A 26158-nucleotide genomic window follows, 5' to 3' on the forward strand; every position below is an offset into this window, starting at 1 on the left:
GTTTACGGTGTTATTTCCTATCCGTGGCGGATGAAATAAACTCAAATGACTTACTGTGGTGAAATTCCGATGATAAAGTCCTTTGCCTTAAGGCATAATAATTATTTGCGGGTGGCCCCGCTACCCCATTTTGTTTTAGGCTTATGCATTGGCATGGTCGTTACTTTGGTGTGGCTTGCCGCAGAATTCTATCGCGATGGTCACAGCTTTGGGTTTGTGTCATCTACTGCTATTGCGCTTAGCTGGGTGACGGGAGCTTTTTTTTCCGTGGCTGATATAATCAGCAGGCACAGGGAATACTTGAGAATAAGGAAAATGCTTGCAGATAAGGGATATAGCGAAAAAATTTTCAAAGCAGTTGCGGCTTCGCGCTGTCAGAGAGACGCGGCAATTTGGGCAGCTAAGCAGACCGGATACGGGTGTTTGGCTAAAAAAGTTTACCATACTCTCGGCTACCGTTGGTATCATTTGATGCCGGATGTGCTAGTTAAAAACCCTTTTCGGATATTTACTCCGTCATTTTTGAAGACAGCTTTTCGTCCGGGTAAGCAAGTTAAATCTGATTAAAAAGTCTCCAGCTTAAACAAGCTGGAGACTTTCTTTTTTAGCACTATCAGGTTTTTCTAATGTTCATTTTCACGCGCGGGGAAGACATATCCTTCTCCGGCTTTTTCTGCGACCGCTTTGTGACGCGGAGGCGCGTTACTGTATTTTACTGAAGGATGTCCAAGCAGCATTACACCATGCAGGCTATGATCTTCAGGCACGCCCAAGAAGGTTCTTATCGGTTCGCTGAATTTTGCGGCAAGCAGTACATATCCGCCCCAACATGCGCCAAGTCCTTTAGCGTGAGCGGCAAGCTCAAGGTGAGTTGCCGCGATAATGGCATCAAGGTCGGGAGTTATACCAACGGTTGGTGCCCAGCTTGCAGCAACTGCCGGAGCGCTGCGGCAGATTATGTCAGCCCCATTTTTAAAAGCGTTAACGATAGCCGCAAGAGACATTTTCTCAGCCATATCAGGGTTGGTGATGCTCATTCCAGCCATCCAATCTATGACAAGGGCTGCGAGTTCCTGAACTTTTTCAGGCTGATTAAGAACCGTCCATGATACTGGCTGAGCGTTGTGGCCGGAAGGAGCGTAGGCGCTCAGGTGAATAAGCTCACCTATTTCATCGATCGTAAGAGGTTTCTTTTTAAATTGGCGAACTGAGCGTCTGCTCTTAAAGAAAGATTCGACAGATGCGTAATCAGCTATATTTTCAGTGGTATAAGGAATGGGCTGTTGGTCCGCAAAAGCACTCAAGGTAATAGCATTGGTCGGACAAACAGAAGCACAGTGTCCGCAATTTATGCAGAATTTTGCTTTTTTGGGATTTACAACGGGAGCTTGTCCCTTTTCATTAATAATAAGAATGGAGGCGGGGCAGTCGCGGACGCAATGTCCATCAGAATTACAAAGACTTGCATCGATTGTTACTGGCATCATTTTTAGGTCCTATGTCTTAGGTTAAATTCTACGAGCTGTCGTTGCTGATCTGTGGTTTTCTCAGCGTGGTCCGATTTCAATAAGTGTTCAGTTTATACAAGCAGCTGGTTGTGTTTTGTTGCTGCAAAGCGTTAAATTGTATTATGATAAAAGATAAATCATTTTTCAGAATTGGCTAGTCTTTTTGACCAAATAAAAAAGGCCACCCTTTTTTATGGGCGGCCTTCAATTGTAATCTATCTACTATTTTCGTTTACGATAATGTTCGCTTTACTCCTGATATTATGAGCAGTCCTCCGCTTATGATTATCCATGAAGCGGGAATCGGAACTGGTGCAGGAACAGTGCTGAGGAACCCCATCTTACCATTATCCTTCAATGTCTTTGATCCCTTAAAACCAAAGTTATCCAACTGAATCTTCGTAGGGCTGAATTCAACATAAAACGCGTTTGTAATGGTCTGTGTTGCTGAACCAGTGTAATCAAACTCAGTGCTTGGTGACAACTGGACGAACTCAGTCAGTCCATTCAAGTTTGTCCCTGCATAGAACTTAACAGCCGTTCCCTTACTTATCTGACCTTGAATGTCAGCTAGCGTAAAGGTTGAGGTAATATCTAGGTCCTTAAATCCAACTGAACCTAAATAGTTGGTGTTAGCTAGTTCCCAAGTATTTCCCTTGTTGTCTAGCTCAAACTTGAAGCTCACGGCATTTGCAGTTGCACCGGATAGAATGAGCACAACAGCCATCAAAATGGCAATAAAGGTAGTCTTCATATTAGTTGATCTCATTTTGTCCTCCGTGCAATATATCCATTAACCCTGTTTTTCTATTTTATAAGTTAATCCCTCTTCTATGATAAAATAATCACTTGATAATGAATGTCAATTGGGGTGAGGGTTATTGTGTTCTTAGCTTATTAAATACAGAATCTTAGGATGTTAGTACTATAGTGTACGAATGAGAAAACCCCTCCGCACAAATATTATTTGTAGGGAGGGGCCAACTATCAATTTGTCTTAGAAAATTATTCTTTATCTTCTATTTTCGGCTCTTCTTCGGTTTTTGTCGCAGGCTTAGCTTTTGGTTTCGCCTTTGCCTTCGGTTTCGCTTTAGTTTCAGCTTTGGCCTTGGGTTTTACTGTCTTGGCTGCAGCTTTTTTAGGTTTCTTGTCGTCATCTTCTTTTTTGTCTTTGGGCTTAGTTTTTGCTTTTGCTTTTTTAGGCTTAGCTTCTTCTTTGTCCTTATCGATCATGACAGTAGTAGGAGTTTCTTCTTCTTGCCATACCAGCTTCATGCTTAATTTGCTTTTGCCGCGCTTGAATCCACCTTTTACTTCGAGGCTTATTTCATCTGTGGGAGCAAGAGTTAGTTTGCTGTCGTCAGTGGATAAATTGACTTTGCCTTCTTTGAATTTTTTCAGAATATCTCTGAGATATGCCACAGCTTCATCACTGGTCATAGTCTTTGTAACAGTGACTTTGTTCTTCTTATCCTTACTCATGCAATACCTCTGAGGTTGCGGAAAATCGGCTGGATTATTGCCGGACTTCCATGTTTGTTTAAAAAATCTATGCGTGTTTTGCCGTGGTGGGCTGAAAAGTTCCGCGCGTCATGAATTTATGACATATTTTTGCCGCCATATCAAAATCTACTCCACCGCTAATTTCGATAACTGTAGTCTTAGAAAGAAGTTTTGCGTAATCTTCAATGTTCTGGTCTTTAATTTTGGCCGGTGAGTCTGGAATATAGAACAGTCCGGTCTCTTTCGTGAAAGCTGGAAGCAGGTCTTTTCGCTTAAGCGGATCAACTACTTTAATGACAGTTTCGCTTTCGTCTCTTTGCCAGTTCAGGATTACTAATGCATTCATCGACGCGCGTAAAATGAATTTTTCTGGACCGAAACATTCGTGAATAAGAGCATCATATTTGTGCTCTAAATCCCAAAGTTTTGCCTTGGAAATAGATAGAAAATGATCACGTTCCTCTAAAGGAATGATCGGTAGCAGATCTGGATTATTAAGCGCAGTGCCGGGGTTAATTCTAGGTTGTTTCGCCACTCCGTAAAAGGTGACTTGTTCACCGGACTCTTTAACCATTACCCTGTCATTACTGACGAAGGTCGCTCCCATGCTCATCAGGTGCAGGGCCAGAGTAGATTTACCCATTCCTGAGAATCCGGCAATAGCGAGACCTCGCCCGTGCTGAATAACGCCTGCAGCATGGCCTAGAAAGCACCCTTGGTTGAGCTTATGCTCTATGAAACGGGTGTTGATGAAATTAATCACCTGATTCGAATTCTCAGTGCAAGGGCCGATAGCTATATTTTCCCCGTCCCCGAAAGCGAAGATCATACCAGTAAGCATTTTGCGCACAACTTTTCCATCGCTAAGATTACAAAATTCTTCCTTGATTTTAATTTTACCGGGATCTGGCTGTTTCACTGTATAGTTAATATTCAGATCTACAGCACCGCATTCATGGGCGGTAATTAAAATGTCGCTCTTTTGTTTGGATGCAAGAAAATCTTTGAAATAGTTCTCAAGATAACGGTATAGTTTGCCCGCGCTAATCCGTATTTCGATGATGATGTCGTCAAGGCGGATAAACAGACTTTTCGTAGCCGGAAAATCTTTGCGGTATTTTTTTACCAGTTCGGCTCGCGTGATGGTTGTCATGCTAAGCTTTTATCCTCTCAATGGCGTAGTCCGCGTATAAAGACGCAGCATCTATACCTCTCGCATCAAGAAGGCCCCGGAACCCGCCGAAGGCTGATACTTCAAAGACTAGTGGCCCATCATCTGTCAGGGCAACATCCACGCACGTAAAATCGAGGTTGAAAAGGGACTGTGCTTTACGAGCAAGTTCTATGACTTCTTTCGGGGGATCTACAGGGGCGTATTTGCCGCCATTTACAGTTGTAGTGTTCCATGATCCGTTTGCCTTACAGCGTGCGTAGGTCGTTAAGTATTCCCCGCCTAGAAAGACTATTCCGAGGTCGCGGTCTTTGAAATCTATAGTTTTTTGGATGTAGAGAATTTTTTTTTCTTTGCTGTACTCTTCAATTGTGGTGCGAGCTGCAGGATTTGGACTTAGAACAAACATGCCCCTTGCTTTTGTGCTGTATAATGGTTTGAAAACAGCCTCTTCATATTCTTCAACTGCCGCAAGAGCGTGATCTATATTTTCGGTAATTGTCGTTGGCGGCATAGGGATGTTTCCGAGCTGCAAGGTAATGGTGCAGCTTAGCCTGTCCAAAACTCTCAGGATGCTTTTCGGGGATGAAAATATTTTAACTCCGCGACCTTCGAGTAGGCGGAGCATTTCTAAACGGTCCAGCAAATCCGGCGAATATTGCTTGCCAATCTTTTTTATGATTATCCCATCGAGCTTTGAAAGGTCGATTCCATCGACAACAGCTGTGCCAGAAGGGAGATCAAGACGGACGTCCTGCATCTCGAAAATCTTTTTTTTCTGTCCCGTTTTGCGTGCAACAGCTTCAGCCAGTTGTTCCGTTGACCATGCATCCTTGATCCCGATTACACCTATTTTCATGAATTATCCTTTTTGCCACTCGAATTAATAATGAAGAATGTCTTCAGGAAGAATGAACTCGTCCCAGTTGCCGTTATAGCGGTTGATCTTTTCAAGCAGGAACATAGAGCGGCTGAACATATCTTTTGCAAATCCGTAATTAAACTCGAATCGTGTGGACGTATAGAGGGAACGGGCTAAGGCCAGCGCCATGCGTGCCTGCCATGTCGAGTCTTTGTGTTCCAGCGCGAATTCCTCAGTAAAGCTGTAGAATCTTGAGATTACATCATTGATCTTGTTTCGTACGGGCCGATCAAAGACGGGCATGCGAAAGCTCGATACGAGAAAGACTGATACATCCTGAATATAGTCGAAATCGCGGGATCTATGCAGATCGATGAACCGCACTCTTTCATCACTATTACTGTATACAACATTATTACAGTTGAAGTCGCCGTGGATGAATACGGTGAAGGGGGCTGGAATATCGTTCTCCGCAACCATAGCTTCGAGTATTAACTCTTCTGATGATACTAATTCAGGAGATCCGGGTGATCTTGCATAGCGGTAAAACTCAGGGTGAACCTGTAGAACTCCCGGCTGACGTGATTTCAGCTGATCCATATAGTTGGTTTTAAATGGAGTGGGATTGATGGTTTTTGTCCAGATGTGTCGCAGGGTTTGCTCTAGGGTGAACAGGCCGTTTTCGATGTCTGCGTCATCTGAAGTAAGAAGCATGGTGTCGAGTGTACAACCCGGTAAAAATTCAACAAGCATTGAACCTTTATTTTCATCAGGAGTTTCGTGATATCCGAAAACATCCGGTACCATATTCGGGAACTTTTCGCTCCAGATTTTAAGGTTTTTACGTTCCCCTCTAATCTTATCAAGGTTGCCTTCTTTATAGATACTTCCCTGCGCGACAGGCGGTCCGTTCTCTTTATCCTTTGCCTGCACGTGTCCGATTCGGCACCCTGAACGCGATCCCCAGATTCCTTGAAAATCTATATCTGAAAATGCACCGTCGTAGCCAGAAACTGATAGTGTTTGCTGTAAAGATTCAAACTGTTCAATTTTGATACGTTCACCGAGAATTGAAAAAATGATTGCTTCGCCTATGTTCAGGAGAGAATCGCCGATTCTTTCAAGGTACCTGAAAATGAAAAGGACTGTGACAAGGTTGGGTATATTTTTACCGCTACCCATTTCCGCCATGATGCGGTTGAAATTGTCTTTGTAGAGCGAGTCCAGACTGTTCTCGGATTTACATATTTCAAGAGCCAGCGGCATGTTGTCTTCGGTAAAGCCTTGATCAATTAAGTCTGTAGTGCCTTCGATTATGTCAAAAGCTTCCGGGCATTCAAAGCGGTTAATAAAACTTTTATCTTCAAGGTAAGCCATCTGGTTAACAATATTAACGCAGTAGTCGCCTATTCTTTCAAGGTTAACTGAGGCAAGCTGAATTGCTCTGATTTTGTTCAGAGTTTTATCATCAAGTTCCGTATCTTTGTTTATGCGTGAATAGCTTTTGTTTTCGATGATAGTTTTAAGGTTATCGATATGATCGTCGCGCGAGGTGATTTTGCGAAAAAGAGAGCGTGACGGAGAGTGCACGAATTCCCGTGTTGCGGTGATCTGCTTTCTTACTTCAAAGACAAGAAATTTAAAGTTCTCGTCCAAACCTTCAAATGTGAGCATTGGTGTGAATTCTCCGTGTAAAAGAAATATGTGAAATTTTTAAAATAGCTTAAATAACGGCTGAATAAGTTATCCAGCTAACCGCGCTTTGTACTCTTTGATAATTGATTGCCTGTCTATACCGGCCACGATTAGTTTTTTCCTGATATTCAGATCGTCCCATGCTGGTTGCAGTCCAATTTCTCTGGCAGCTTTTAGCGGGTCTTGCGTGCTGAGTGGTTTGCTTTTTTCGCTCATGTGGCAGTCATCGCCCATGAAGATGAATACTTCTTTGCTTCCGCTTGCACGGTTTAAGTTTTGCTCATTTATGACTGAGATGAGGAAGTCGGTATACCTTTGTGATTGAGGATTCCATGCCTCAATGCCGTCCACATCATATTTGGCGAGCAAAATGGGCCAAAATTCTTCAGGATGGGGGATAACAACGCATCCGCCAAGGGCGTGCGTTTCTTCGATTATTTCAGTAGCCCTGTAGAAAAATTTTAATGAAAAATCGGCTTTTACCTGAACCTTAATTGCTTTGAGATAGGCTTGAGCTCTATTAATAAGGGTGTTTCCATATTTAGGGCGCATTGCATCAAAGTAGTTTTTGAGAAGTTTGTTTTTAACGGAAGCTTTCGAAATAGCAGACCAGTTTTCGTCCAGCATGGTTTGAATTTTGGTTACGTATATTCTGACCATCTCAACGAGATTTTTGTCCACTCCAGTTTTTCGCGCAGCTTCGTGTACTCTTTTTTCGATGGGCTTGGTTATGGAATCCATGAATTCAAAAAGTTGCGATGAGCGGTATTTGAATGTGTGCGCCAGCATGGATTTTAAAACGTGTGCCTTTTCAATTTTTTCATTTTCAAAATGTAGCAAAAGCTGAACCTTTTGGTTGAATCCGCTAGCGTAGCAATCAACCTCAACTCCAGTGTAGCGGCCATAGCTCATTAGCTCGTTATGCTGGGTAGGAATAAGCATTTCGTCTTTGCAGCCGGGAAACATAGCTTCGATTCGCTGGGAGATTAAGTTCATAGGTACAAATTCAGGATGCCAGTGTACGGCGAGTATTTGTTTCTGCTCAGGGTAAATATTAGAAGGGGTTACTATTTGCTGAATTTGCCAGTCGGCAAGCTCAGTTGAGACAACCTTAAAGAATATTTCGCGATCTTCGTCGGAAATTTCTGGATCTACCTTAATATTTTCAGCGCACACATTATTTGTATTCATTGTTTTCTTACTTATATTGAGAATGGCAATGGGCTTTTATGCTGTTTATATTGTCACAAGCCTTATGAGCATCTTCAATGTTCTTATTTTCAAGCGCTTTCACGAATTCATCGCAGGCTCCGGCGTATTCATCATAGTAGTCTTCACCATGCCCTTCGTAAGTGACCATTAATTTGGAGTCTTCAATGAACTGAGCTGCAATACGCTCAGGAGGCAAGACTCCTGCATGAATGGATTTAAAAATTGTTTTAAACGAGTTTTTCATGCGCTTTTTAAGCTCTGTGTACTTTGTCTTTGGTGGGCTATCTTTTGTCTGATCTTGCGCAGTATTTTGTGTCTCTTGTGTGGCTGGTTGGTAGTTTTTTTCAGGTTTTACTTTTACAGTAATGAGAGTTTCTTCGGGGTCTTGGCTGATTTTAATCTTTAATTTCTTAAAACCTTCGATGGCAGTGAAGTAGGTCATCCCGTCAGTTTCACCCGTTTCAATGGCATCAGCCATTTGGCGCAGGAAATTGGGCAACTCTTCCGGCCTTATGGATCTTTCAATTTTATTTCCTTTTCCCATTACAATTCTCCAGTGTTCTCAAATTTTGTCCCTGAAGCGGGCCTAATCATTGTCCGCGATGGCTAGTTCTTCCAGATTCTTTCCCGTTTCGCGCTCAATGGCTGATTTTATTTTTAGTGCGATTATTTTTTTACGTTCAAGGTCCGCGACTTTTAGTGGATCATTTTTAACATTTTCTATTGCATAGTCATACTTATAAACAACGCTGACAAGTTCTTCGTCATCGACAAGCTTGTCCGCAATAAATATAATTCCTTTTTCGGAGACTGTAAAATCGTCTGAAAAATCAAGATAGTTGTTTATGTCCGCAATTTCAGCAATTTCGGGGTAGCCCAGTTCTTTAAGTTTAGCGCATTCTTCTTTCGCCTCTTTATTACTACCGATAGTAATGGCGCTTAAAATAGATCCTGCTTTGATCAGGTTGAGATTCGGCCCTCTGTCGCGTAGCCATTTGAGGTCGCGACCAATGCGCATGGCGACTGTTTTAACAAGCCGTGCGTTATTAAGCTCGTTTTCAGAAATATTGAAGACTTCGGTTAAAAGCCGCTCGCATTCTTGCTCGGTCGGGATAGTTATGGCTGTTTTATTCTGCACGGGTCACCTTTAATTCTATTATATGATAAAATAATCTCAAAATTTATGGCTCGTATCAAGTAAATTAATTCGCTGATGCATTTTTCAACGACTCTATTAATTTTCAATACCATTTCAGTAGTGTTTAAAATATTATTTTTGATAAGCTATAAATGAAGTGATTATTATTAAACAATCTAGTCCTGTCGATTCTTGTGATTAGATCGATTTAGATCTCTTCAATACTATCTTTATAGTAATCAAGGAAATTCTGTATCAGCGGGGTGACTCTATTCGGATCCCAAATCATTGCAACTTCCAGCTGAGAAGTATCATCCTCTATATGTTTTAGAGCTACTCCATCAGGAATGATATGCTCTGAATCACAGTTTACGAAGGTCCAGCCTAGCCCGGCTGCCACGAAAACTGTGCCAGTGTGCTTTCGCTTATACTGCATCCCCAATTTTAGTTCGAGGCCTTCTTCGCTAAATCGTCTTTGAACCTCTTTAACCCGCATTTTACAATAAGACTCTCGGCTGCATATGTAAGGGATTTCGGATAAATCTTTGAGAGTTACCATCTTTTTTTTTGCAAGTGGGTGATTTGATGGAATAGCCGCACAAGAAGAAGTCCTTTGCACGACAATGTCCGATAATTCTTTGGTGTCTAAAGTACTACGAGTGACAAATCCCACATGACGAGATCCTTCGAGCACTCCTTCAATTTGTTGATGACTGGATTCATCGTGCAAAACAACTTCGACTTGTGGATATTTCTTCATGAAATCTCCCACAATATCTGGAAAAGCTGAGGAGAGTACTAGATATACAAAACTCACATGAAGTTTTCCTGCTGTACCGTCACCCATAGCTTGAAGAGTGGATCTTGCTCGCAACATTGATTTCAGAATTGCTTTTGCTTCACCTAGAAAATATTTACCAGCGTCGGTAAGTTCAACCTTCCGATTCGTACGATCGAACAGTTGCACACCTAAATCTTCTTCTAATTTTTGAATCTGTCTACTGAGCGGAGGTTGCTGTATGTGTAAACGTTCAGCAGCTCTTCCAAAGTGCAGTTCTTCCGCTACAGCTTCAAAGTAGCGTAATTGGCGCATTCTCATATGATACCTTTTGGGTATTGTTAAGGCGTTAAATGGTATTGGATTTGTATGATAACCTGCCATATAACATATGAAACAGCAAGGAGGTCATTATGACTTTTAAAATTTCAAGGGTGATGGTTTGCTGCGTAGTATCATGTATGTTTGTGATTGCGTGCGCATCTTTTGCTTTAGCAGGTGTTGATGAGGTCAAGAGCGGGATGTTGGTTGCAACTGGGAAGAAATGTCATTTCATTGCGGAGCAGGCGGAAGGGAAGGTGTATGTTGTATACGCCGATAATGAGAAGCAGCTTCTTGCGGATGGGTTCGGCTATATTTGCGGCATGGCGGCTGCACCTGATAATTCTGTGTATGTGATGTCACACACCAGTAAACGTCTTTTCAGGGCTACTCCTGATGGCAAGGTGCAGATGGTCAGGAAGGTGGATGAGGTGCCGCGAGCTATTTTGGTGGATCGTGATGGGATGGTGAGATTTGTCACACATGGTGGGGCGGTACACGCGCTTAAATAAGGACTCAGTTTTAGATACTTTTTATGTGGGGACATACAAAAGAGAAAAAGCCTTACGTTTGTAACGTAAGGCTTTTTCTCTTTTAGTGGCGTCCCCAAGGGGATTTGAACCCCTGTCGCCGGCGTGAAAGGCCGGTGTCCTAGGCCAGGCTAGACGATGGGGACGCATCTAAAAAAAATTTGTGTGGCAGGGACACAAGGACTCGAACCTTGATTGACGGAATCAGAATCCGCTGTCCTGCCAATTGAACGATGTCCCTGCAACGAAAGTGGTTCTATGTGGAAAGGATTGTTCTGTCAACAACTTATCGAACAAAAATTAAAAAATGTTGAAGTATTGATTGTCTAATGAACTAAGTCTGTTACTTGCGTTTGAAATACGGGTTGTAAGACGTTGTCTTTGTCCATATGAGTAGTTGGTTGAAAATGTTGCTTAGGTCGCTGTAAGGGTGAATACAGCGTTTTTTTGTCTTATGTGAGTATAGGCTTGCTACTGGGAAACTTATAGCTCCTACAAGCTCTGTTTGGCTTCTGTATGAGCAACATCTGTTGAGCCTAAAAACGAAGAAAGGACTGAATCTTTCGATTCAGTCCTTTTTCAAATTCGTGGCGTCCCCAAGGGGATTTGAACCCCTGTCGCCGGCGTGAAAGGCCGGTGTCCTGGGCCAGGCTAGACGATGGGGACGCATCTAAAAATCGTACTTACTTCTGCGAGCCTGATCGCGTAAATGAAGCAAGTTATGTTGTTGCAGCCAGCACGACTCTATTGGCTTTAGCGAGTCTCACTGTTTTTTGATTGGCGTCCCCAAGGGGATTTGAACCCCTGTCGCCGGCGTGAAAGGCCGGTGTCCTAGGCCAGGCTAGACGATGGGGACGCATTAATCAAAAAAGTGTTGCTGGCAGGGACACAAGGACTCGAACCTTGATTGACGGAATCAGAATCCGCTGTCCTGCCAATTGAACGATGTCCCTGCAACAGAAATGAGTGTTTATTTGGAATCTCTCAGTCTGTCAACAGTTATCTTCAAATATTTTGAAAATAAGATTAAACTGCTTTCGCCATTGCGCGAGTGCGTTTTTTCAGTTTGTTGATTTTACGACGGATAAGGTCGCGATCCTTGCGGGATTCAGCCTTAACTTTATCTTCACGCATAGTTTTGATCTGGCTCTTAATAGTAAAGATCTGATCTTTGTAAGGGGATACTGCGCCTTCTTCTTCAACGATTCCGAGAAATTCTTTAACGTTGGTGATGATAGTTGCTTTGTCCATTCCGGATACACCAGCGATCAAAGGCATCTTGTTGATGCATATCTCGCGGAGTTCTTTAGTGGTCATTTTGTCGAGAGGCTTCTTAAGTGCTAGGCCTTCTAAAGTAATTTTGTCTTCGCTCATGATATTCTCCTTGGGGCCGTCTCCGGCCGTGAAATCTTATGATTTTTCAAATAGACGGACGTACTTCAGATAACATCTGCCGACCGCCGATTCTGGATCAAATTTGTCTTTCATCCCGCCAATGTTTCCGGGACTTTTGATCTTGGCTCTTTGGAAGTGAGTTCGCTGTAATTCGTACCCACCCAATGGAACCCTGCCGTTTAACAGCTCGAATAGCACCTTGTCAAAGACTTCTTCACCAAAAAACGAATTAATTCTCAATAAAATCTCTGGAGCGAAGTATGTGAGCTCCTGCGCGGCAACAGAATCCTCTGCTGCGAGAATCAATGTAGTCTTGCGATGTCCCAGTGGTTTGGCGAACTCCGCAAGTTCCCCCATCAGGTCCGGCCATGCCTTCCATAGCTTGGCAAGCCTGAGTTTGTTTTTACCGTCGAGGGTAGAAACAAACTCCGTCATAGCTTCACCTACGGTGCATAGTGAGCGCTGGCGGGGGTGGAAGAACCTTTTTTTAGGTCCTGTATATTTAGTTTTTTTAGCCATAATTGAAGTTTGATAAAATGCGTTTGTTCAATTTGTTACTATATACATCTAAAAGGCTAATTGCAAAGGGTTCCGTTTATGTAAATATTTTATCTGTCTATAACTGTGTGAAGCGCTAGCAATTCCTAAAATTACCCTGTGATGTTACTCAAATGGGGCGCTTGAATAAATCCACTAATGGAGTTTTTTAATCTTGACGATATTAATTTTGGAGGATAGGCAGTGTTTATATCGTTATATAAAGATGTTTTTATATAGCCACTTCTTATGTCGCCCTAGGGCGAGGGTCTTGATGGAAATTATTAAATTCAGCAAAGCGTTATCAGATGAGATACGAGTGCGGCTTTTAGCTATGCTCCGCGATAACGAGCTTAACGTCGGTGAGGTCGTCCAGGTTCTAGGGATGTCTCAGCCGCGTGTTTCCCGTCATCTCAAAATTCTTCATGAGAGCGGATTGCTTGAATCAAGGCGCGAAGGGTTATGGAATTTTTACAGACTAGCTCAGTCCGGCGCGGGTTTGCGTTTTTCAGATTCAATTAGCTGGCTGATTGAAAATGAAGATGAGGTTTTAGCAGATAAGCGAAGGGTGGTTGAAGTTTTAGCTGAGCGTAATCTGGAAACACGTAGGTTTTTTGATGAAATTGCTGAAGACTGGGAACGTTTACAGCGCGAAGTTTTTGGAGATTTCAACCTTAATTCCGAAGTGCTTAGCTTTATGAACGACTGCGCGGTGGGTGTGGACCTTGGGTGTGGTAACGGATCTTTGCTCGGAGACATGCTTTCTAAGTGTAAATCCGTTATCGGTGTGGATAGCTCCCGTAAGATGCTTGAACTTGCATCTAATAGGATAGGCGAAAATCCAGGAGTGAGTCTTCGTATCGGCGAACTTACACATTTGCCGCTTCGGGACTGGGAAGCAGATTTCGCGGTCATTTCGATGGTGCTTCACCATTTGCCGAATCCTGATAAAGCTGTTGCCGAGGCGGCAAGGGCTTTATCGAGCGGAGGCAGGCTGGTGGTGGCTGATTTTGTGATGCACTCAAATGAGAAGATGCGGACAGAATTCGGTGATCGCAGATTAGGTTTTACTGAGGAAGAGCTTCGTGGGTGGATGGATGAGGCCGGTCTCGGTTCAATAAAAACTCATCGTTTCCCTGTAAAAGAAGGTCTTACGGTTTTGGTTTGCGTTTCTGAAAAAAAATAGTGGGTATTAGCCTACAAAAAAATGGAGTTTGTAATGATTAAATTAGATCCTAAAATGGATAATAAAGTAGCGGATATGTCTCTTGCCGATTGGGGTAACAAAGAAATGCAGCTTTCCGAGCGCGAAATGCCGGGTCTTATGTCCCTGCGTGAAAAGTATGGTAAAGAAAAGCCTCTTAAAGGTCTAAAAATCATGGGCAGCCTGCACATGACTATCCAGACTGCAATGCTTATCGAAACCCTTACAGAGCTCGGCGCTGATCTGCGTTGGGCTTCTTGTAATATTTTCTCCACTCAGGATCACGCGGCAGCAGCTATCGCAGCAAACGGAACTTCTAAAGTTTTCGCTTGGAAGGGCGAAACTCTTGAAGAATTCTGGTGGTGTACAGAGCAGGCTTTGACATGGCCTGACGGTTCCGGTCCTGACCTTATCGTTGATGACGGTGGCGACGCTACTCTCATGATCCACAAAGGTGTTCAGGCTGAAAAAGATCCTTCCATTCTTGAGAAGAAATATGACAACAAAGAATTTCAGATGGTTATCGACCGTTTGAAGGCTTCTGTTGCTGAAAATCCAACTAAATGGACAGACATCGCTAAGAAAGTTCAGGGCGTTTCTGAAGAAACAACTACTGGTGTTCACCGTCTTTACCAGATGCTTGAAGCTGGCGAACTTCTTTTCCCTGCTATCAATGTTAATGACTCTGTTACTAAATCCAAGTTCGACAACCTCTACGGTTGCCGCGAGTCTCTTGCTGACGGAATCAAACGTGCTACTGACGTTATGATCGCTGGTAAGATCGTTGTTGTCATCGGTTACGGTGATGTTGGTAAAGGTTGTGCTCAGTCCATGCGCGGTTTCGGTGCTCGTGTTATCGTTACTGAAGTTGATCCTATCTGTGCGCTTCAGGCGGCTATGGAAGGATTCGAAGTTGCTCCAATGGCGAAAGCTGTTGAGCGCGGTGATATCTTTGTTACTTGCACAGGTAACTACCACGTTATCACAGGCAAAGACATTGAACTGATGAAAGATGAAGCTATCATTTGTAACATCGGTCACTTCGATAACGAAATCGAAATGAGCTATCTCGAAGTTGACTCTAAAGCTGTGAAGCTTGAAGTTAAACCACAGGTTGATAAATGGACTCTCAAGTCCGGCAAATCTGTAATCGTTCTTGCTGAAGGACGTTTGGTTAACCTTGGTTGTGCAACAGGTCATCCTAGCTTTGTTATGAGTAACAGCTTCACTAACCAGGTTCTTGCTCAGATTGACCTTGCTCAGAACACATATGAGCCGACTGTTATGATTCTGCCTAAAAAACTTGATGAAGAAGTTGCTCGGTTGCATCTTGCTCGTCTTGGCGTTGAGCTTGAAGTTCTTTCTAAAGAACAGGCTGACTACATCAACGTTGATGTTGCTGGTCCATACAAGCCGAATCACTACCGTTACTAAAGTAAGGCGATTAATTTAACCTTATTTTTTAGTGTATTGAATTAAAAAGGCCCATTCGTTGAAGCTGATATCAGTTATGATAAAAGTTAATTCGAGTGGGCCTTATTTTATTTTTTTTATAAATATGTCTTTACTTTTTCAGTAGAGTGAGTAAATAACCCACACCTCAGCGTGACTGGACTCACGGAAATCCTCTTTGCCATCCTTTGGCAAACCTACTCCGCACATACGCCGGATTACGATCAAATTCATGTTCCAGAGCCTCAGATAAATACCCTCCGAAATAATCGGATTACGACCGCTGTCACGCGCCGTCGTTATATAATTCCCTTTCACACCAGGATTTACTTGTGAATTTTGATTCTTTTTCTTTTGACCAGCGCATTGTCACTGGCATCATCGGTTGCGGCTATACGATTCCTACTCCAATTCAAGTGCGCGCTATCCCTGAAGTTTTAAGCGGCCGTGATGTTATGGGCCTTGCTCAGACAGGAACAGGAAAGACAGCTGCTTTTGCACTTCCTATTTTGCAGCGCTTGCTTACTAGTAACGCTCCTAAGCAGGGGCCTTGCCGCACATTGGTGCTTGCTCCTACACGTGAACTAGCTTTGCAGATTCACGAAAATTTTATTTCTCTTGGAAAACAGACCGGCATCCGCAGCGCAGCTGTATTCGGAGGCGTCGGCGCCAATCCTCAGATTAAGGCCGCGAACAAAGCTACCGTTATTGTAGCTTGTCCCGGCAGACTTATTGACCTTCTTAATCAAGGTGTACTTAAACTTGATCAGGTCGATACTTTGGTTCTCGACGAAGCTGACCGTATGCTTGATATGGGTTTCATGCCTGACATCAAACGTATTCTTGCTCGTCTCCCTGCTACTCGCCAGAACTTGTTGTTCTCAGCGACTATGCCGCATGATATTAGAGAGCTTGCTGGGAAGATTCTTGTTAACCCAGCAACTGTTCAGGTTGCGAATACTGCTCCTGCTACAAGCGTTGGGCATACTTTCTACCCTGTTCATCCTCAGCTTAAAGTCGGCCTTTTGGAAGCTTTGCTGGACGTAACTAAATATGACAGCATGCTCATTTTTACTCGTACAAAGCATCGTGCTAAAAACTTGGCTAGAAAGCTTAGCTTTCGTGGTCATGAAGCAACATTTTTGCAGGGTAATATGAGTCAGAATCAGCGTCAGCGCGCGCTTGATGGCTTTAAAGACGGTACTTTCAAAGTGATGGTTGCTACCGATATCGCAGCTCGCGGTATTGACTGTGATCGCATTACTCACGTTATCAACTTCGATGTGCCTGATACTGCTGAAACTTACACTCACCGTATTGGTCGTACAGGCCGTGCTGGACGTAGTGGTATGGCTCTTAGTCTCGTAACAAAAGAAGATGAACGCTTGATGCGTGAGATCGAGAAAATTGTGGGCAGACAGATTGACCGTCGCAAAGTGGAAGAGTTTGATTACGATCAGCCTCTCAAAAGTGTGCCGGGAATGGATCGTAGAGGACCAGCTCCTGCTAAGCATAAAAAAACTTACGGCTCTGATAAAAGGCGTCCTGCTGCACCTACTCGCAGACGCACAACTAAAGCTCCCGTTCGTACTAAACGCTAGTCATATCAAGGTCTTGCGTGTATTTTCGAGTGTTATATGAAGTTAGTCTTAATTTCATAATAATTTGTGTTGACTTTTTTCTGACGGTAGGTCAAAGTCAAACCTATTGCATTGGCGACCTCCGTGAAGGCGCCGATTTCGATTACGACAGATATATCAAGGAGCAGTTACGCATCTTGTATGCTGTCCTTGGTTTATATCTGTGGCACATGAGTGCCATGCATCATTACTTTTTATGGAGAATATTGAATGTCTAAGAACATCTATGTAGGCAACTTGCCCTGGTCCGCTAGTGAAGACGACGTCCGCGCAGCATTTGAAGCTTTCGGCGAAGTCATTTCTGTTAAACTTATCGAAGATAGAGAAACAGGCCGCCCACGCGGTTTCGGTTTCGTCGAAATGGACGATTCTGGTGCTCTCGAAGCTATCGATGCTCTTGACGGTAAAGATTTCGACGGTCGTAACCTAAAGGTTAACGAAGCTAAGCCTCGCGCAGAACGCCCACGCTGGTAGTATCCAGATATAAGCAGATTCTGCTCTTTACGCCCGTTTCCCCCAAGGGAAACGGGCGTTTTTTTTGGCCTTGCCGTTTTCTTCATTCATGGTCTAGCTTAAGCTAGTTCTTTCTATGTTTGAATCTTCCTCTGGAGCTTAAATATGATTCGCAAATTATTTCTTCTTATAGCCATCTTGATGGCAATTCCTAGCTTATGTCATGCTGAGGCTGTGCAAATGAAAGTGTCTTCATTTGTTCCGCAAGCTGGTTCAAGTTTGTTCAATGCGAGTGCTCTTTCTGATGGGGATGAATCGACTGGCTGGCTGGAAAATGTTGATGGCAATGGTGCGGGGCAGTGGGTTCAGTTTGTTTTTCCGAATAATGTTGTTGTTGATTCTGTGGTTTTTCGGAACGGTTTAGATTCGGAAAGTGCTGATTTTCAGGTTGCCAAAGTTAAGGGTGTGCGGGTTTCCTTCGGCGGAGTGCATCGGCAGTCGGTAAACCTCAAAGATACCGATAAAATGCAGAAGATTGAAGCTGTAAAGTGTATTACTAAAAGCCTTGAGCTTACGATTGATTCTGTGCATTCAAACGCAACCAATAGTGTTGCAGGTTTTTCTGAAATTTTAGTTGAGTATCACGATCCTTCCACGCAAGAACTGGCGGCTTTAGTTATAAGCAAAAAAGTCTTGGTTAAAGAGCCTTACCTAACTCCCAAGCAAAGAGAACTGCTTGCAGAAAAGTTGGAAAAATTAGAGCAGGAAAGAATTTTACGGGCTGAAGTAGAAGCTTTTTTTGATAAGTTTTACACGGCTTTTGTTACTATCAGTGAAGAGTATCCGCGTATGTTTGTCGAGGCCCAGTTTTTACGTGAAAGTTCATATTTTGAAAGTTTCAGAGCAATGTTGGATAAGCGGGGTGTATTGGAAAAATATCAGAACGCAATCGTTTCTACCTCAGGCCTGCGCTATAATTTTAGAACTCATACGCCGACAGAAATTGAACTTTGGGTGAAGGGTGATTACACCGTGATATTTGATCTTAGAGATAATCTAGTTACTGAAAACTCGTTGTATACTCTTAAAAGAGAGCTTGGTGAGTGGAAGGTTAAAAGCAAGGTTGAGTTTTAAGAAAAATTAACTTTTGACGCTCTGGAATCGAGATTGTTTGGACAATAAGTAATCATTACTTAAGTCGTCTGGAGTTGTAATCCAAACAATAAACAGTCGTAATTGCCAGAATCTCGCACTTAAATTGTTTGAGCATATGAACATAAGTAAAAGGCCCCTTGCAGTATAGTTCTGCAAGGGGCCTTTTAGTGTGCTCTTATCGATGTGCTTTATTAGCGAGAGTTGTTTAAGCTTTATTAATAGTGACTTATTAAGGAGCTCTATTGCGGAGAGGATGAGTCCAGTACTCTACGTTCGGGCTGAGGTGAAGCAGGCCTGTTTCCTGTCCAAGCTCAATGAGTAGGACTGCGCTGAAACAGACGATCAAGGCGATGCCCGTCATCCTTTTGAAACTTCCAGGTGCGGAATATTTCCAGACAATGAATCCTGGCAGAATTCCGAAGATAATACATTCTCCGACTCCGCCAACCATGTTGATGGCGACAAGGAAAATGTCCGGATAAATGAGAGCAACTAGAAGTGGTGGTATAAAGGATAAACACCAGACTAGTGATTTATTCTTTGTTCCCATGTAGGTGGCAGTTAAATCTCGTATGAAACTCATAAGAGCCGTTCCATTTGCCATAAACGCTGTCGACATAGCGACCAGCGCAAAAACTAGTGCCACATAAGTAAATGCCGGAGTTTTAAGCAATTGTTCAAGTGGGATCGTTGCGGGCTGATTTTTAGCAAAGGCTGAAATAAGATCAACTCCGTTAGGTGATGATAGCGGAACAGCTCCCAGAACAACAAACAGCCAAGTCATATTCATAAGCATTCCGATGGTGGTACCACCTATGATTGCTGTCTTGATCTTTTTTGCGTCATGATCAAGCGTACGACAGATACTTGGAATGATATTGTGGAAATGGAAAGCCATTAACAGAACGGGCAACCCGGCTGGGACGTAGCTCCAATCAAAGTGCTCGAGATTTGTAGCCGTGACATCGGGTACAACCATGAAAACGAGCATTCCAAAGGTAATCCACATGGTGATAACCATGGCGGGGGTACATTTTTTCATCATTGTCATGCCGAAAGCTGTCATGCTTGTAACTACGATGAAATAAATAATCATTACAACGGACATTGATACCGTTGATTGCAAACTCATTATGATCGCGGAAATTCCAGCCAGATAAGCTACAAGTACCCCATATAGAACGATCATATTTGCAACGATGCTAACCCATTTTCCGATTGACCCTAGTTCTTCGTGAAAGAATGTAGGTAGGTCCGCATGTTCGTTGTAGGTTAAGCTTTTTTGTCCTGCATAAATGAGAGCTGTATAGGTCATCAGCACCCACATAACCAGTGTTGCCGCAATTGCCGGATATAGGCCCGCCGCACATAGATTAACAGGAATTGCCAGTATTCCTGCCCCGAGCATATTACCAACAACAACAAACATCATTGTCATTGCGGATACGGATTTTTTGTCAGACATTCAGGTCTCCTGTAAGATTGACGAGTCAAGTTTGAATGGCATAATTAAGGGTTGCAACTCTAAAGAATTGCAACCCTTTCTATAAAATTAGCAGCAAGGTGGTTCCAGTGTCAGTGGATGTGAATGAATCATGCTTTCAGGAGAGAGGGCTTTATCCAAATCTTCTTTGGTCATGTACCCCTTCTTGATAACAATGTCGTAAACCGATCCACCTGTATTCAGGGCCTCGTTTGCGACTTCAGTAGATTTTTCATAGCCGATGTATGGATTTAAGGCTGTTACCAGTCCTATGCTGTTCTCAACATATCCTCTGCATACGTCTTCGTTTGCAGTTATACCGGACACACATTTGTCCGCTAAGGTTCTGAATCCTCTTCGCATAATGGTCAGTGAATTTAGCAAGCTGGCAGTAATAACAGGTTCCATGACGTTAAGCTCAAGCTGTCCGGCTTCAGCTGCCATAGTTACGGTTACATCGCCGCCGATAACGGTGAAAGCAATCTGGTTAACCACTTCGGGGATAATTGGATTAACTTTGCCCGGCATAATTGAGGAGCCCGGGGCCATACGCGGCAGGTTAATCTCATTTAATCCACAGCGAGGGCCGGAAGAGAGGAGTCGAAGGTCATTGCAAATTTTTGAAATTTTAACAGCAACGCGCTTAAGAACGCCCGAAAGCTGAACATAGGCTCCCGTATCCTGTGTGGCTTCAATAAGGTCAGGGGCTAGGGTTAATTCGAAACCAGTAAGTTCTTTAAGTTTATCGGTAACTTTTTCAGCGTATTGCGGAGGAGCGTTGAGGCCCGTTCCGATAGCAGTCCCGCCCATATTAATCTCGCAAATGAGGTCTTTTGCTTCACGAACTCTCAAAATATCTTCGCCAATCATAATGGAGTATGATGTGAATTCCTGTCCTAGAGTCATGGGAACTGCATCTTGAAGCTGGGTTCTTCCCATTTTCATGATGTGTGAAAATTCATCACCTTTGGCTGCAAAACTTTTTTGTAAATATTCCATCGCACTGATGAGCAGGTTCATCTTTTCAAGAAGTGCAAGCCTTAAACATGTGGGGTAAACATCATTTGTGGACTGCGCCATGTTTACGTGAATGTTAGGGTGCAAGTTCTCGTACTCAGCTTTTTTGTGCCCTAGAAATTCAAGCCCGACATTCGCAATAACTTCGTTTGCGTTCATGTTGGTTGAAGTTCCGGCCCCGCCTTGAATAATGTCTACTATAAACTGATCATGGTATTTGCCGCTCAGTAGCTCGTCGGACGCAAATACTATTGCTTTTGTTTTGTCATCTTCAAGCTTCCCCAGCTCATTGTTGGTAATCGCGGCAGCTTTTTTGATGTAGGCTAGTGCATTAACAATTTGCGGATAGTGAGAAATTGGGATTCCAGTTATTTTAAAGTTCTCAGCCGCTCTAAGAGTTTGCACTCCATATAAAGCGTCTTCGGGAACGTTCATTTCTCCAATACAGTCATGTTCCAAACGGTATTTCATCGTTTTCTCCTGAGGATTTGCATGTAAAAATATAAGTCTGTTTTGTATAAATGTTCAAATCTGATGCTACAACATAAAGGAAATCTGAAGGATGTAAAACCTCAGATACGTGTAATTTTTGTTAATCTTTAATTCTTTTTATCACAATGACCTGAGGGGTCAATGGGCGAGTACTATTTTGCTTTTTGAGCCGAGTTCATATGTTTATGGATACCGTCATAAAGGTAAATGGCAATTCCAATCCAAATGAAACAGAACGTAACTAGACGAGCCTCGCTAAACGGTTCGTCGTACATAAATACGCCGAGCAGGAGCATTAATGTCGGTGAAAGATATTGGAACATACCCAGAGTCATGAGTTTTAAGCGCCTTGCTGCGTTGGCAAAGCAAATGAGAGGTATAGATGTTACGACTCCCGCGCCAAGAAGGAGGGTCGTTTCCTCTAATCCTATGGTGCCGAAACTGAGAGTGCCCTGGCTATTTAGCCATAGCAGATAACCTCCGGCAAGCGGGAGCAATATTGTCGTTTCAATAAATAGCCCTGGAATAGATTCGACCTTCATAACTTTGCGGACAAGTCCGTAAAGTCCGAAACTTACAGCTAAAGTTAATGCAATATAAGGGAATCTCCCAAGATCTATGACAGAGTAGAGAACCCCCGCGATGGCGAAACCAATTGCGGTTGCTTGCAACCTGTTAAGCTTGTCGCCCATGACGATGAAGCCCAAAAGAACATTTACGAGGGGGTTGATGTAATAGCCTAGGCTGGCTTCAACAACATGATTGTTGCTTACCGACCAGATGAAAGTATACCAGTTCACTGCGATTAACGAGCTGCTGGCGGCGAGTAGTATTTTGCCCTTAGGATCTTTGAGGGCAGTAAGGATTTCACCCCAGCTTTTTTTGGCTGTAACGACAAAGGCCAGAAAGAAAAAGGACCACACAATGCGGTGACAGATAAGCTCGAGCGGGGCGACTTCTTTTAAGGCCTTCCAGTAGATGGGAAGAAGGCCCCACATGATAAATGTGGCGGCAGCAAAAAAAAGACCCTCGCGGGTACGGGTGTTCATTATTTAAATCCAGAGTAAAAAGAATAGATTACGCTAACTGAATTTGTACTCTGAACTTGATGAACTTGAAAAGTCTTTATTTGAAAATTAAAATAATAACTACTCGTTAATATGAGTACTGATGTCTATGCAGAGCACTTTACTATCTTCTCCGCATCCAAGTTTTGTTGAAACTGTTATGCACGTATTACCCGAGGCAAGGGATATATACGGGCAGGTTGTGTGCCACGCTTTGCCGGAGCGAATATTTAAATAGTATTCCTTAAGAGAGTGGTCTGCTCCAACAGGGGCAGGCTGATAGATTAGTCTTCTATTTTCTCTAAGTCTGAATGGATTGCATATAGTCTGCGATACCTGTTTGCCACTCTCATTTAAGATATATGCACACTCAATATTACTGTTCTCATCTATAAAAGAAGATAGAATTGAATCGAAATTAATATCTTTCTCGGTGAGGAGAGCGCTTTTAAGCTGTTTTGCAAGGCGTTTGTAATTTTTATCGCGTTCTTTTTTTAAGGCCAGCTTTTCCATCATGTGAGTTTTGAAGCGCGACGCTATAGATTTTATGGGCGCAGTGTGATCTTTTTCTACATTATCAACATTCATGGGCTTGCCGAAATAGTACCCCTGGAAGACGTCTATTCCGAGGCGCATAAGGGTTAATGCTTCCTGAGTTGTTTCAACACCTTCTGCGAGGGGCAGAGTACCTGTTCTTTCAGCAAGATTAATGAGCGAACGTGTGACTTCGTAGTTGTGAAATTTTGTGTCGATATCTTTAATAAGAGAGCGGTCTATCTTAATGATGTCTGGCTTTAGTGCTGGTATGCGGTCCAGATTTGAGTGGCCTGTACCAATATCATCTAAGGCAATGAGAAATCCCTGTCTGCGGCAGTTTGCAACAAAGCGGTTGAGGACGTCATCATTACCGGCTTTGGATTCAATAACTTCTATGACAATGTTGTTCGCTGTAATGCCGAATTCATTAATCATATTCTTTGTAGTGCCCAGACTTAGTGTATTCTCTCCAAGTACTCCCGCGTCAACATTTACGGATAGGATTAGAGAACGGTCCTTGTGAAATATGGGGGCGAAAGTTTTAAAGGCTTTCCTTCTGCATGCTCGGTCTAGTTTGGTCAGAGTCTCTACATCCTCACACATCGAGAATAAATCAAGAGGAGAGATTACTTCTTCAGTATATGGATTGACACCTCTGGTGAGGGCTTCATAACCGATTACTGATTTTCTGTTCATTGAAATGAGCGGCTGAAACATGGTTGCCAGACATTCTCGTTCAATGATTTCGTGAATTGATATTTTTGATTTGCTGTACATAAGAGTGAACTTTAAGGGCCGGCCGAAAGGAAGTAAATCCCTTTCGGCCGGAGGGTGGCCCGATGTGGGTGGTCATCGGGAATTGTTTAATGCCGGACTTTCTTTCGTGGATGAAAGTCCGGCTAGATTTTTTTGATTTAAAGCGCTTCTTCGCCAGTCCTGATTCTGATAGTTCTAGGCAGATCCTGTACGAAGATAACTCCGTCGCCTTCTTTACCAGTATGAGCACCTGTTTTGATGGCATCTACTGCGTCTTCAACTTTTTCTTCTGCAAGTCCTATTTCGAGGCGAACTTTTTTGAGAAGGTTAACTTCCATTACAACTCCGCGATAGGTCTCTGTGAATCCTGCGCCTCGTCCTGAACCAAGGATGTTGGTTACTGACATGGTATAGATTCCTTTTGCGTAAAGAGCCTGTTTAATTGGAGTCAGACACTCGGGCCGTGTATATGCAATAATGAGTTTCATTTAATTATCCTCGTCTAGTGTGACTATTCGTTGGTGAAGATCTGGAAGCCGCTGTATGATTCAGAGCCGTGTTCAGCTATGTCGAGGCCTTTCATTTCTTCTTCAGCTGTTACTCTGATTCCGATGGTTGCCTTAGCAAGAGCGAAAGCTATGAGGCCTGCACCGAATGCCCAGACGAAACATGCTCCGATACCGATGAGCTGTGGGGTTACAAGTGCGAATCCACCGCCGTAGAACAGTCCGCCTACTCCGTCGTTAAGAACAGGTGTTGTGAATAGTCCACAAGCTAGTGTTCCCCATGCTCCACATACACCGTGAACTGATACTGCACCAACTGGATCATCAATTTTGAGTATTTTGTCGATAAATTCAATGGATAGAACTACTAGGATACCAGCGATAAGGCCGATGATAATGGATGCTGCAGGAGATACTGTTGCACAAGCTGCGGTGATACCTACGAGTCCTGCTAATGCTCCGTTACAAGTCATGGAAATATCTGGTTTTCCGTATCTGAACCATGATGTGAACATTGCTCCGAGTGTTCCTGCACAAGCGGAGAGGCTTGTTACTACTGCGATAAGACCGATAGAGCCGTCTGCAGTTGTTGTGGAACCCGGGTTGAATCCGAACCAACCGAACCAGAGGATGAATACACCAAGTGCAGCCATTGGGATGTTGTGACCTGGGATAGCTTTTGCTTTTCCATCTGGTGTGTATTTACCGATGCGTGGTCCGAGAACGATAGCCCCTGCAAGAGCGATCCAGCCACCTACGGAGTGAACAACTGTTGATCCTGCGAAGTCCATGAATCCGAGCCCTTCGAGCCAACCTGAGCCAGCGTCGCCAAGCCATAGACTTCCCCATGCCCAGTGACCTGAAATAGGGTAGATCAGTCCGGTTACGATCATGGTTACAAGGATGTAGCCACTAAATTTGGTGCGTTCTGCGATACCACCAGAAACAATTGTTGCTGCTGTTGCGGCAAATACGGACTGGAAGAACCAGAAAGTAAGAGTCCACTGTCCGTCAGCGTTAACTAGATTGACGCCTTCAAGGCCGAAACCGGAAGTTCCGATGAATCCACCTGCATCAAGACCGAACATCAGCGCAAATCCGAATAGGAAAAAGATGATTGATCCTGCTGCAAAATCAAGAAAGTTTTTCATAAGGATATTACCGGCGCTTTTACTGCGGGTAAATCCTGCTTCAACACATGCGAAACCAGCCTGCATGAACATAACTAGTATGGCTGCAATAAGTGTCCATAAAATGTTGGCATGGGTCTGAGTCAAATACTCTTCGCCAGCGAAGGCTGCAGTTGGTGCAGCTACCATTAGCATGGCTGCGACAGCCGATACCTTACGGTTAATTGATGGAAATTTGAAAGTCATAAGTTCCTCCTCCTTCGGGGTGTAAATTGCTTTAAGGATGCTATTCTCTAAGCATTTACCGTGCCAACTGCATAAGTGTCTGTATTAATTGTGTTTTATGTAAACGCGCGCAAATAGTCTCTTACAAAATTGTATTAATGAACTTTTTTGTATACTATTTATAGCCCGTTATTGACAAAAAGGTAATAAGTGACGAGGGGTATCTTTTTAAAGTAGGGTAGGATTAACAATAAGTGTCTATTATATTAATGATGGTAGAAAAATAAAGAAAGTTGTTGACTCTTTTTTGCAGTGGTGGTTACTTAATGCCCATGCAGACTTTAACAACCACCACAGGCGCCAGCCTCTCATATTTCTATTTCTTTTATTT

General features: G+C 43.2%; 25 protein-coding genes and 5 tRNA genes. 7 read left to right on the top strand and 23 right to left on the bottom strand.

Translation table 11 applies throughout. The features are described 5' to 3' along the window. Nucleotides 1–69: 69 nt before the first annotated feature. Nucleotides 70–567 carry a hypothetical protein gene (locus tag BR06_RS0107490; RefSeq protein ID WP_031481852.1) on the top strand — a complete coding sequence of 166 codons (498 nt, stop codon included), beginning with the start codon at nucleotides 70–72 and terminating at the stop codon, nucleotides 565–567. A 56-nt stretch (nucleotides 568–623) separates the two neighbouring features. Here the strand turns inward: BR06_RS0107490 and BR06_RS0107495 are convergent, their stop codons facing one another. The 10 genes from BR06_RS0107495 to BR06_RS0107540 form a co-directional block, all read right to left on the bottom strand. Further along, entirely contained in the window at nucleotides 624–1487 is an 864-nt protein-coding gene (locus BR06_RS0107495; RefSeq protein ID WP_051676966.1) for a nitroreductase family protein, read from the bottom strand. Nucleotides 1488–1740: 253 nt separating this feature from the next. After that, nucleotides 1741–2277 carry a hypothetical protein gene (locus BR06_RS0107500; protein WP_031481854.1) on the bottom strand — a complete coding sequence of 179 codons (537 nt, stop codon included), beginning with the start codon at nucleotides 2275–2277 and terminating at the stop codon, nucleotides 1741–1743. A 236-nt stretch (nucleotides 2278–2513) separates the two neighbouring features. Beyond that, the gene (locus BR06_RS0107505) at nucleotides 2514–2990 is read right to left on the bottom strand and encodes an amphi-Trp domain-containing protein (RefSeq protein WP_031481855.1); all 477 of its coding nucleotides are present in this window, start codon (nucleotides 2988–2990) and stop codon (nucleotides 2514–2516) included. A 67-nt stretch (nucleotides 2991–3057) separates the two neighbouring features. Next, nucleotides 3058–4164, bottom strand: coding sequence for an HprK-related kinase B (locus tag BR06_RS0107510; protein WP_034602932.1), 1107 nt, complete (start codon nucleotides 4162–4164; stop codon nucleotides 3058–3060). A 1-nt stretch (nucleotide 4165) separates the two neighbouring features. Beyond that, entirely contained in the window at nucleotides 4166–5041 is an 876-nt protein-coding gene (locus tag BR06_RS0107515) for a GAK system ATP-grasp enzyme (protein ID WP_031481857.1), read from the bottom strand. A gap of 24 nt (nucleotides 5042–5065) precedes the next feature. Further along, nucleotides 5066–6718: a PhoU domain-containing protein gene (locus BR06_RS0107520; protein ID WP_031481858.1), complete on the bottom strand. Its 1653-nt coding sequence runs from the start codon at nucleotides 6716–6718 to the stop codon at nucleotides 5066–5068. 69 nt (nucleotides 6719–6787) lie between these two features. Beyond that, nucleotides 6788–7930, bottom strand: a complete 1143-nt coding sequence (locus tag BR06_RS0107525; RefSeq protein ID WP_031481859.1) for a PHP domain-containing protein — start codon at nucleotides 7928–7930, stop codon at nucleotides 6788–6790. 7 nt (nucleotides 7931–7937) lie between these two features. Beyond that, on the bottom strand, nucleotides 7938–8495 hold the full coding sequence (locus BR06_RS0107530; protein ID WP_031481860.1) for a GAK system XXXCH domain-containing protein: 558 nt from the start codon (nucleotides 8493–8495) through the stop codon (nucleotides 7938–7940). Nucleotides 8496–8537: 42 nt separating this feature from the next. Beyond that, entirely contained in the window at nucleotides 8538–9089 is a 552-nt protein-coding gene (locus tag BR06_RS0107535) for a metal-dependent phosphohydrolase (protein WP_235727686.1), read from the bottom strand. Between the two features lie 208 nt (nucleotides 9090–9297). Further along, a complete protein-coding gene (locus tag BR06_RS0107540) occupies nucleotides 9298–10182 on the bottom strand; it encodes a LysR family transcriptional regulator (protein WP_235727687.1) in 885 nt (294 codons plus the stop codon). 98 nt (nucleotides 10183–10280) lie between these two features. On the opposite strand from BR06_RS0107540, the gene BR06_RS0107545 reads away from it, so the two are divergent. Next, nucleotides 10281–10700: a hypothetical protein gene (locus tag BR06_RS0107545; protein ID WP_031481863.1), complete on the top strand. Its 420-nt coding sequence runs from the start codon at nucleotides 10281–10283 to the stop codon at nucleotides 10698–10700. An 86-nt stretch (nucleotides 10701–10786) separates the two neighbouring features. Here the strand turns inward: BR06_RS0107545 and BR06_RS0107550 are convergent. The 7 genes from BR06_RS0107550 to BR06_RS0107580 all read right to left on the bottom strand — a co-directional run bounded on the left by BR06_RS0107550 (nucleotide 10787) and on the right by BR06_RS0107580 (nucleotide 12632). Next, nucleotides 10787–10864: transfer RNA gene (locus BR06_RS0107550), tRNA-Glu, on the bottom strand. Between the two features lie 20 nt (nucleotides 10865–10884). Beyond that, nucleotides 10885–10959, bottom strand: a tRNA-Gln gene (locus BR06_RS0107555). Nucleotides 10960–11306: 347 nt separating this feature from the next. Continuing rightward, nucleotides 11307–11384: transfer RNA gene (locus BR06_RS0107560), tRNA-Glu, on the bottom strand. Between the two features lie 112 nt (nucleotides 11385–11496). Continuing rightward, nucleotides 11497–11574: transfer RNA gene (locus BR06_RS0107565), tRNA-Glu, on the bottom strand. Nucleotides 11575–11596: 22 nt separating this feature from the next. Then, nucleotides 11597–11671 (bottom strand) — tRNA-Gln (locus BR06_RS0107570). A 73-nt stretch (nucleotides 11672–11744) separates the two neighbouring features. Further along, complete coding sequence (locus BR06_RS0107575; RefSeq protein ID WP_031481864.1) at nucleotides 11745–12092, bottom strand: hypothetical protein; 348 nt, start codon at nucleotides 12090–12092, stop codon at nucleotides 11745–11747. Between the two features lie 36 nt (nucleotides 12093–12128). Further along, the gene (locus BR06_RS0107580) at nucleotides 12129–12632 is read right to left on the bottom strand and encodes a DUF721 domain-containing protein (RefSeq protein WP_031481865.1); all 504 of its coding nucleotides are present in this window, start codon (nucleotides 12630–12632) and stop codon (nucleotides 12129–12131) included. Between the two features lie 292 nt (nucleotides 12633–12924). On the opposite strand from BR06_RS0107580, the gene BR06_RS0107585 reads away from it, so the two are divergent. The 5 genes from BR06_RS0107585 (at nucleotide 12925) to BR06_RS0107605 (ending at nucleotide 18533) form a co-directional block, all read left to right on the top strand. Beyond that, nucleotides 12925–13836 carry an ArsR/SmtB family transcription factor gene (locus tag BR06_RS0107585; RefSeq protein WP_031481866.1) on the top strand — a complete coding sequence of 304 codons (912 nt, stop codon included), beginning with the start codon at nucleotides 12925–12927 and terminating at the stop codon, nucleotides 13834–13836. Between the two features lie 33 nt (nucleotides 13837–13869). After that, nucleotides 13870–15288 carry an adenosylhomocysteinase gene (gene ahcY, locus BR06_RS0107590; RefSeq protein WP_084154059.1) on the top strand — a complete coding sequence of 473 codons (1419 nt, stop codon included), beginning with the start codon at nucleotides 13870–13872 and terminating at the stop codon, nucleotides 15286–15288. Nucleotides 15289–15638: 350 nt separating this feature from the next. Next, nucleotides 15639–16907 carry a DEAD/DEAH box helicase gene (locus BR06_RS0107595; protein ID WP_084154061.1) on the top strand — a complete coding sequence of 423 codons (1269 nt, stop codon included), beginning with the start codon at nucleotides 15639–15641 and terminating at the stop codon, nucleotides 16905–16907. Between the two features lie 249 nt (nucleotides 16908–17156). Beyond that, complete coding sequence (locus BR06_RS0107600) at nucleotides 17157–17420, top strand: RNA recognition motif domain-containing protein (protein ID WP_031481869.1); 264 nt, start codon at nucleotides 17157–17159, stop codon at nucleotides 17418–17420. Between the two features lie 144 nt (nucleotides 17421–17564). Next, a complete protein-coding gene (locus tag BR06_RS0107605) occupies nucleotides 17565–18533 on the top strand; it encodes an NADase-type glycan-binding domain-containing protein (protein ID WP_031481870.1) in 969 nt (322 codons plus the stop codon). 250 nt (nucleotides 18534–18783) lie between these two features. Here the strand turns inward: BR06_RS0107605 and BR06_RS0107610 are convergent, their stop codons facing one another. From BR06_RS0107610 to BR06_RS0107635, 6 genes are all read right to left on the bottom strand, one after another. Then, a complete protein-coding gene (locus tag BR06_RS0107610; protein ID WP_031481871.1) occupies nucleotides 18784–20019 on the bottom strand; it encodes an aromatic amino acid transport family protein in 1236 nt (411 codons plus the stop codon). Nucleotides 20020–20106: 87 nt separating this feature from the next. Continuing rightward, nucleotides 20107–21525, bottom strand: coding sequence for an aspartate ammonia-lyase (gene aspA / locus BR06_RS0107615; RefSeq protein ID WP_031481872.1), 1419 nt, complete (start codon nucleotides 21523–21525; stop codon nucleotides 20107–20109). 173 nt (nucleotides 21526–21698) lie between these two features. After that, nucleotides 21699–22595, bottom strand: coding sequence for an EamA family transporter RarD (gene rarD / locus BR06_RS0107620; RefSeq protein WP_031481873.1), 897 nt, complete (start codon nucleotides 22593–22595; stop codon nucleotides 21699–21701). Nucleotides 22596–22694: 99 nt separating this feature from the next. After that, entirely contained in the window at nucleotides 22695–23927 is a 1233-nt protein-coding gene (locus BR06_RS0107625) for an EAL domain-containing protein (RefSeq protein WP_031481874.1), read from the bottom strand. A 137-nt stretch (nucleotides 23928–24064) separates the two neighbouring features. Continuing rightward, nucleotides 24065–24394: a P-II family nitrogen regulator gene (locus tag BR06_RS0107630; protein ID WP_031481875.1), complete on the bottom strand. Its 330-nt coding sequence runs from the start codon at nucleotides 24392–24394 to the stop codon at nucleotides 24065–24067. 23 nt (nucleotides 24395–24417) lie between these two features. Then, nucleotides 24418–25788 carry an ammonium transporter gene (locus BR06_RS0107635; RefSeq protein WP_031481876.1) on the bottom strand — a complete coding sequence of 457 codons (1371 nt, stop codon included), beginning with the start codon at nucleotides 25786–25788 and terminating at the stop codon, nucleotides 24418–24420. Between the last annotated feature and the right edge of the window lie 370 nt (nucleotides 25789–26158).

The sequence above is a fragment of the Maridesulfovibrio frigidus DSM 17176 genome (assembly GCF_000711735.1).
Taxonomy (GTDB): Bacteria; Desulfobacterota; Desulfovibrionia; order Desulfovibrionales; family Desulfovibrionaceae; genus Maridesulfovibrio; species Maridesulfovibrio frigidus.